The sequence below is a fragment of the Streptomyces sp. genome, from assembly GCF_019510245.1.
Lineage (GTDB): Bacteria > Actinomycetota > Actinomycetes > Streptomycetales > Streptomycetaceae > Streptomyces.
Genome location: NZ_JAEKKT010000371.1, coordinates 1 through 6,066, shown reverse-complemented (window position 1 = coordinate 6,066; position 6,066 = coordinate 1). Strand labels below are relative to the sequence as shown.

Annotated in this window: 8 protein-coding genes; 5 read left to right on the top strand and 3 right to left on the bottom strand. The window is 68.9% G+C overall.

Annotated features, from left to right (window positions below):
* The 3 genes from JF597_RS51855 to JF597_RS51845 all read right to left on the bottom strand — a co-directional run.
* On the bottom strand, positions 1-289 hold a 289-nt coding region (locus JF597_RS51855; protein ID WP_294013698.1), incomplete at its 3' end, for a DoxX family protein.
* 160 nt (positions 290-449) lie between these two features.
* Positions 450-917, bottom strand: a complete 468-nt coding sequence (locus tag JF597_RS51850; RefSeq protein WP_294013695.1) for a MarR family transcriptional regulator — start codon at positions 915-917, stop codon at positions 450-452.
* Between the two features lie 194 nt (positions 918-1,111).
* Positions 1,112-1,672 carry an NAD(P)H-dependent oxidoreductase gene (locus JF597_RS51845; RefSeq protein WP_097228051.1) on the bottom strand — a complete coding sequence of 187 codons (561 nt, stop codon included), beginning with the start codon at positions 1,670-1,672 and terminating at the stop codon, positions 1,112-1,114.
* 208 nt (positions 1,673-1,880) lie between these two features.
* Here JF597_RS51845 and JF597_RS51840 point away from each other — a divergent pair, with 208 nt between their 5' ends.
* The 5 genes from JF597_RS51840 to JF597_RS51820 form a co-directional block, all read left to right on the top strand.
* Complete coding sequence (locus JF597_RS51840) at positions 1,881-2,348, top strand: MarR family transcriptional regulator (protein WP_294013689.1); 468 nt, start codon at positions 1,881-1,883, stop codon at positions 2,346-2,348.
* A 212-nt stretch (positions 2,349-2,560) separates the two neighbouring features.
* Complete coding sequence (locus tag JF597_RS51835) at positions 2,561-2,848, top strand: hypothetical protein (RefSeq protein ID WP_294013686.1); 288 nt, start codon at positions 2,561-2,563, stop codon at positions 2,846-2,848.
* 124 nt (positions 2,849-2,972) lie between these two features.
* Complete coding sequence (locus JF597_RS51830; protein WP_294013683.1) at positions 2,973-4,079, top strand: CE1758 family FMN-dependent luciferase-like monooxygenase; 1,107 nt, start codon at positions 2,973-2,975, stop codon at positions 4,077-4,079.
* Positions 4,076-4,690 carry an FMN reductase gene (locus tag JF597_RS51825; RefSeq protein ID WP_294013680.1) on the top strand — a complete coding sequence of 205 codons (615 nt, stop codon included), beginning with the start codon at positions 4,076-4,078 and terminating at the stop codon, positions 4,688-4,690. The genes JF597_RS51830 and JF597_RS51825 overlap by 4 nt, the downstream gene beginning before the upstream one ends.
* Positions 4,691-4,848: 158 nt before the next feature.
* The coding region (locus tag JF597_RS51820) for an MFS transporter (protein ID WP_294013678.1) at positions 4,849-6,066 on the top strand (1,218 nt) is incomplete at its 3' end.

Sequence of the window (6,066 nt, the reverse complement as noted above, 5' to 3'; positions counted from 1 at the left end):
CGGCTCCGTCTCCGTAGTCGCCCCACTTCACGTGGTACCCGATCGCCACCAGGAGCAGGACGGCCATCCCGACAGCGGCCGCGATGCCCAGCGGCTCCCACCAGATGCCGGCCACCAGCCCCGCCGCCGCGGCCACCTCGAGGAGGCCGATGAAACGGATCAGCGCGGGACCGAGCCCTTTCGCGACGAGCCCGTCCACGACGTCACCCTTGAACTGCGCCTTCGGCGCGCCGGCGGCAACGGTGATCAGGGCGAGAAGAACACTGAGGATGACAGCTGCGATGTACACGACGGTCCTTGGGAAGGCGAAGGAAGGATGAAGGTGTGCACCGCACGAAAGGTGCACCGCACTCTGCGCCGGCCGATCCGGACGAGAGCGCGTAGGCACCTGTGGCGCAGGCGCCGGACCCGAGGCCGGAGCGGCCGTCAGGGTCCCGAGGAGCGCGCCCTCAGGTGGCGATGCCGCGCAGGGCCGCCGCGAGCCTGCCGAGGTCCAGCCCCGTCAGATGGTCCAGGAAATGACGGCGGACCGAGGCGAGGTTGGTCGGCCAGGCCTTGGCCAGCCGGTCGAAGCCCGCGTCCGTGAGGACGGCGTTCCAGCCCCGGGCGTCCTGCCGCGACCTGACCCGCCGGATGAGACCCTCTTTTTCCAGCCGGTCCGCCAGGCGAGACATGCCGCTGCCGCTCATCTCCACCGCGACGGCGAGATCGCCCATGCGCAGCTTCCGGCCCGGAGCCTCGGAGAGGTGCATGAGAGCCAGGTATTCGGTCAGGGAAAGCCTCTGCTCCCGCATCATGTCGGCATCGACGGCACGGGGCAGGGCGTAGATGATGCGGCCGAGCGACCTCACCACGGCTTCTTCGTCCTGGGTGAGGGGTTGCGGAACGCGATCCCGCCGCCGCGCGTCGCTCGACACGAGTTCATGGTAATTGCCTGCCAAAGCGGCCCGCCAAGCTTGCTGGGGTGAGAGTCGGACCGTGCTCCTGCGAGAGCGCCGTGATCTCACCGGCCACGGCACGCGCCGCGGCAGTCGGCTGTGTCACGTACGAACGGCGGCGGCCCGACCTCTCCGCCCGGCCGCCGCCGTTACCTCACGAACAGGTGCGCCCGTCAGGCGGCACGCAGCGGGGCGAGCGCCTTGCTCCAGGCCAGCACCTGGTCCAGCGTGGTGTTCAGGGCCTCGAGCTGGAAGTCGCCGGGCTTGAACACGCTGAAGTTCTCGAAGTCGTGGAACAGCGACAGCGCGACCTGGGAACGCACGTCCGCCATCTGCAGCTCGCCGGCGATGAGACGCAGGTGCTCCACCGCACGCGCACCGCCCGCGCCGCCGTAGCTGACGAACGCGACGGCCTTGTTGTTCCACTCGGCGTACAGGTAGTCGATGGCGTTCTTGAGCACACCGGACGTGGAGTGGTTGTACTCGGGCGTCACCATGATGAAGCCGTCGAACGAGGCGATCTTGTCCGCCCACTCCCGCGTGTGCGGCTGGGAGTACTGGCCGAGGGACGGCGGGAGCGCCTCGTCGAGGTGCGGGAGCTTGTAGTCGAGGAGGTCGACCAGCTCGAACTCCGCGTCGGTCCGCTTCGAGGCGATGTCGAGCACCCAACGAGCGACAGCCTCGCCGTTGCGGCCCGGACGGGTGCTGCCGAGGATGATTCCGATCTTGGTCACGCTGAACCCTTCGTGAAAATGACCCGCGTCCGTCCCGGGCGTAGATGTGGCCCTGGCGACCGGTTCGCGATATACTTGCTTCGACAAACACCATAGTGGTGAAGTGGTTGTTGCGTCAAATAATCACTCGACCCGGAGACAGAAACACGGGGCCGGATCGGCCGTCGACAGCGGCGCTCGACGCCGCACACATGTGAGGTATGCCCCCATGACATCGAAGTCCAGCCCGCGCAAGGACGGCCTGAAACCGCTTACCGCCGAAGAGGAGGCCGTTGTGCGCTCCCTCCCCTCGCTCCTCTACGCGCTGCCCCGCGCCATCGACGCCCAGATGCAGCGGGAGCAAGGGCTGTCGAACACGGAATACCTGACCTTGATGTACCTGTCGGAGGCACCCGACCGACAACTGCGCATGCACGAGCTCGCCAACACCATCGAGATGTCCCTCAGCGGCACGACCCGCATCGTGCAACGACTGGAGGGAGAGGGATTCATCGAGCGGCTGCGGTGCGAGACGGACGGCCGCAGCTGGCACGCCTCCTTGACCGCCGCCGGCCTGGCCCGCCTGGAGGAGGCCTATCCCACCAATCTGGACGCGATCCGACGGCACTTCCTCGACCACCTCAAGGAGCTGGACCTCAAGAAGCTCGCGGCGGCACTGCGAGACGTCGCCACCTGACCGCCGCACCTCCGCCAGAGCCGTGCCCCATCCCCTACCCCTCTGAGGTGTGATCCACAGAACAGGCTGCTCACACGTGTGCGCCTACGGAATCCGGCTATATTTGCTGCGCGTAACAATTACCCGGGTGTGCTCACCCGGGTTTCGTGCGCCGTGCGGCCGTCCTGCGATTCGACGAGCCCGCAGACCAGCGACCCTGGGGAAGGAAAGACATGACTCTCACCATCACCGACGTGCGGACCGGCCTCGCGCTGCCCGGCAGCGCCACCGACCCTGCGGGCACCGGGCGGCACCGTGGCACACGCGCCGACGAGGACGGCTGCGCACCCGAACGCGACTCCGCGGGGCACGGCCGTCACCGTAGGCCGGTTCGCGGGTCCGCTCGGAACGAGAACGCGGACCCCGGCTGGGAGCACCATGTCGCCGACGACCTGGCGGCCCTCGAAGCACTGATCCTGCGCGAGAAGACACTGCGGACGGACCGGCCGCTGGATCTCTGACCGCCTCCTCCGGCTCGTGTCTCAGCTGGTCGCCCACAGCCCCTCAGCACGCCGAGAACTCCTCTGCCCCGCCGTCGGCGCAACCGCCGACGGCGCCACCGACACAACACACAGGACGTACAGGATGCAATTCGGAATCTTCGGCGTAGGAGACCTGGGACGCGACCCGTTGTCCGGACGGACACCCACGGAACGCGACCGGCTCAAGGCACTCGTGGAGTACGCGGAGCTCGCCGACGAGGTCGGCCTGGACGTCTTCGCCACCGGCGAGCACCACAACCCTCCGTTCGTCATCTCCTCGCCCACCACGCTGCTCGGACACATCGCGGCGCGGACGAAGAAGCTCCTGCTGTCCACGTCGACCACGCTGATCACCACGAACGATCCGGTGAAGATCGCCGAGGACTACGCGATGCTCCAGCATCTCGCCGACGGCCGGGTCGACCTGATGCTGGGCCGCGGCAACACCGGGCCGGTCTACCCGTGGTTCGGACAGGACATCCGCGACGGCATCGCCCTGGCGGTGGAGAACTACGCCCTGCTGCGCCGGCTGTGGCGCGAGGACGTGGTCGACTGGGAGGGCAGATTCCGCACACCGTTGCAGGGTTTCACCGCCACGCCGCGGCCGATGGACGACGTGCCGCCGTTCGTCTGGCACGCCTCCATCCGCAGCCCGGAGATCGCCGAACAGGCCGCTTACTACGGGGACGGCTTCTTCCACAACAACCTGTTCTGGCCCAAGGAGCACGTCCGACAACTGGTCGACCTCTACCGCAGCCGCTTCGAGCACTACGGGCACGGACGTGCCGACCAGGCCTTCGTCGGCCTGGCCGCGCACGTTTTCGTGCGGAGGAACTCGCAGGACGCCGTCCGGGAGTTCCGCAGTTACTTCAACGCCTCATCGGCGTACGGGAACGGCCCGTCCCTGGAGGACACCATGGCCCGTACCGCGGTGGTGGTCGGCAGCCCGCAGGAGGTGATCGAGCGAGTGCTGGCGTACCGCGAGCACGCGGGCGGCGACTACCAGCGTCAGCTGTTCAACGTGGACGGCATCGGCGTTCCGCGTGAAACCGTCCTCGAACAGATCGAGTCGCTGGGCGAGATCGTGCCCGTCCTGCGCAAGGAGTTCGCGGTGGGCCGCCCGGCCCACGTTCCGGACGCCCCGACGCACGCCTCTCTCGCCGCGGCGGCGCAGGAGAAGGCCGCGCTGCCGGAGGAGGACCCGCGATGAAGCGCACCGTCGCCGTCGTCTCGGCAGGACTGCGGCTGCCGTCCTCCACCCGTCTGCTCGCCGACCGGCTCTCGGACGCCGTCCGCGCCGAGCTGGAGCGGCTCGGCGAGCCGGTCGAGATCGTCGTCGTAGAGGTGAGGGACCATGCTCACGACCTGGTCGACCATCTGATGGCGGGCTACCCGTCGCCGGACCTGCGAGAGGTGTTCGACTCCGTCGCGAGGGCCGACGGCCTGATCGCCGTGACGCCGACCTTCAACGCCTCCTACAGCGGTCTGTTCAAGCTGTTCTTCGACTGTCTGGACGACACCGCCCTGACGGACAAACCCGTACTGATCGCGGCCACCGGCGGCACCGGGCGGCATTCGCTCGTGCTGGAACACGTGATGCGGCCGATGTTCACCTACCTGCACGCGACGGCCGTGCCCACCGCGGTGTACGCCGCGACCGAGGACTGGGGCACCGAACGCGATTCCCAGGGAGCTCTGCTGGAGCGCGTGGCACGAGCGGCCAGGGAACTCGCCGTCGCGACAGCCCGCCGTGAGCGGCCCACGCCCCCGGACCCCTACCGCGATCCCGTGCCGTTCGAGCAGCTGCTGGGCGGCGGGTGAGCGGAGGCGGACGGCACCGGGGGCTCCCGCGACACACACGGCGACGGACCGCGCACACGGGGTCGGTGCGACACACCTCACGTCTTCCGGACTCGCGACGAACAGACAGGTCTGTCTAGCATGGGGGTGTCCGCTTCGCCCTATTCGGAAAGTGACGGATGAGCCGCGCATCCTCCACGCGTCAGCCCGCCTCGCCGGGTGCCCCGGCCAAGTCGTCCGGCGCGCACGCAGCGCCGCGGCGCCGGGCCCTGAGCCTCGGGCCCAAGGCCTCCATCGGACTGCTGGCCTCGATCCTCATATCGCTGCTGGCATCGTCCAGCGCCCCGACCCCCCTCTACGCGATCTACCAGCAGCACTGGGGCTTCTCCCCCATCACCATCACCATCGTCTTCGGCACCTACGCGGTGGCCGTCCTGGCCGCCCTCCTGGTCTTCGGCAGGGTCTCCGACCAGGTGGGCCGGCGCCCGGTGCTTCTGACGGCCCTGCTCGTGCAGGTCCTGGGGATGGTCGTGTTCATCACCGCCGGGGATGTGGCCACGTTGCTGGTCGGCCGAGTCCTGCAAGGACTGAGCACCGGTGCGGCGGTCGGCGCGCTCGGCGCCGGAATGCTGGACATCGACGCACGCAAGGGCAGCTTCCTGAACTCCTTCGCCCCCACCATGGGGACCGCGAGCGGCGCCTTCGCCTCCGGACTGATCGTCCAGTACCTGCCGGCCCCCACCCATCTCGTCTACGTGGTGCTCCTCGGTGTCTTCGTCGTGCAGGCGCTGGGCGTGCTCGCCCTGAACGAGACGGTGACCCGCAAGCCGGGCGCGCTGGCCAGCATGGTTCCCGAGTTCAAGCTGCCCAGGTCCGCCCGTGCGTCGGTGGCCATCGCCGCACCTGTGATCTTCGCGGTGTGGGCGCTGGCCGGCCTGTACGGCGCACTCGGCCCGGCCATCACCCGGACCCTGGTGCACTCCGACTCCGTCGTCTGGGGCGGACTGCCCCTGTTCGTCATCGCGGGCTGCGCCGGTCTGGCGGTCATGGCGCTGCGCAGCGCGGCGACCCGGACCATGATGCTCATCAGCGTCGCCACACTGGTCGTCGGCGTGACGATCACCCTGGTGTCCATCGGCTCGGGCACCGGTGGCACGCTCTCCGTGATCGGCTTCTTCGTGGGCGGCGCGATCTCCGGCGTCGGCTTCGGAAGCGGGTTCCAGGGCGGCATCCGGCTGGTCATTCCGCAGGTGGAGCCGCATGAGCGAGCCGGTGTCCTCTCCCTGCTGTACGTCGTGTGCTACGTGGGCCTGGGTGTGGCGGCCGTGATCGCCGGGGTCCTGGTCGTGCACGGCGGCGGAGTGATCCAGACCTCCCGGGAGTACGGCATCGCCGTC

Excerpts from the sequence above, each read along its gene's own strand:
- JF597_RS51825 (WP_294013680.1), top strand. The coding sequence starts at position 4,076 with ATGAAGCGCACCGTCGCCGTCGTCTCGGCAGGACTGCGGCTGCCGTCC.
- JF597_RS51835 (WP_294013686.1), top strand. The coding sequence starts at position 2,561 with ATGACTCTCACCATCACCGACGTGCGGACCGGCCTCGCGCTGCCCGGC.
- JF597_RS51840 (WP_294013689.1), top strand. The coding sequence starts at position 1,881 with ATGACATCGAAGTCCAGCCCGCGCAAGGACGGCCTGAAACCGCTTACC.
- JF597_RS51830 (WP_294013683.1), top strand. The coding sequence starts at position 2,973 with ATGCAATTCGGAATCTTCGGCGTAGGAGACCTGGGACGCGACCCGTTG.